We start from the raw sequence: 966 nt of genomic DNA on the forward strand, positions 1-966 counted from the left end.
TCGCAGTCTGTAATAAGCTTATAAAACAAGCGTTTGCTATCGCAAAATCAGGATTGCCTTACGATTCTGATTATGCCATGAATTAAACCAAAATTTATTTGGATTTTAGCTTAGTTCATTGTTGTGCTTAGTATTTATTTTAAATTTCTTGCTTTCTATTAATCTTATTAAGTTTCCTTTCCATCCAAAATCATCATTTTTATTTTCAAGTAATGATTTGATTGAATTTATTACTTTTTCAGATGCTCCTTTTGAACCTTCAGGACCTCTTGAGCTATGATATTTAGCCATTTCCATAGGTGAAAAATTGACTTTAAATCCGTTATTCAGAATTTCCTCAGCTTTTATTTCAAATTCACTGTCAATAATTGAAAGTACAGATAGAATTTGCGGACTAATCCAAGAACCTTTTTCTAACCTATTCCATAATTCAGGAATTAATTTCTTTTGCTCCGTTTGCTCCAATTTAAAAGATGCCATAATTGCAACTAAATGAGGTCTCCAATCTTCGTTATTCAGTAGTTTATGAATTCCTTCAATAATTAATCCTTGGTCATTTCCATCACAAATGATGTCAAGCCTCTCTAAACTTTTATTCAGATTCCATTCAGCAGGTTCATTATTATCATTATGAAGTCCCATTAAAGGCAAGTGATTTGGATGTCCATTCCAAAAATCTTTAAATATTCCAAAGTCTAATTCACTCATTTTGTCATATTAAGCACAACGGTCTCGGCTATGATTTCGTTGCGTTGAAAATTCCAGAGGAATTTTCGACCGTAGAAATCCAGCCGTTTAAAGTTAAACTAATTTTGGGAATAGGCGAGTAGAAGCAATGAATTATAGCCATCCTAAGTTTGTATTATAGTTAAATTAGAGACTTTAACCAGAAAGAACAAAAGAGCAGAGTAAGATTATTATAGCCGTAGGAACTTTAGATTCCGTCAACAATGCGAATCCCTGCTC

At 32.4% G+C, this 966-nt stretch carries 1 protein-coding gene; it reads right to left on the reverse strand.

The window, feature by feature from the left end; all coding sequences use genetic code 11:
- Positions 1-105: 105 nt before the first annotated feature.
- Positions 106-708 (reverse strand): hypothetical protein, encoded by a 603-nt coding sequence (locus tag ACFQ1K_RS14545; RefSeq protein ID WP_320556894.1) that lies wholly within the window; start codon positions 706-708, stop codon positions 106-108.
- Positions 709-966 lie beyond the last annotated feature (258 nt).

The organism is Winogradskyella aquimaris (genome assembly GCF_042676105.1).
Classification (GTDB): domain Bacteria; phylum Bacteroidota; class Bacteroidia; order Flavobacteriales; family Flavobacteriaceae; genus Winogradskyella; species Winogradskyella aquimaris.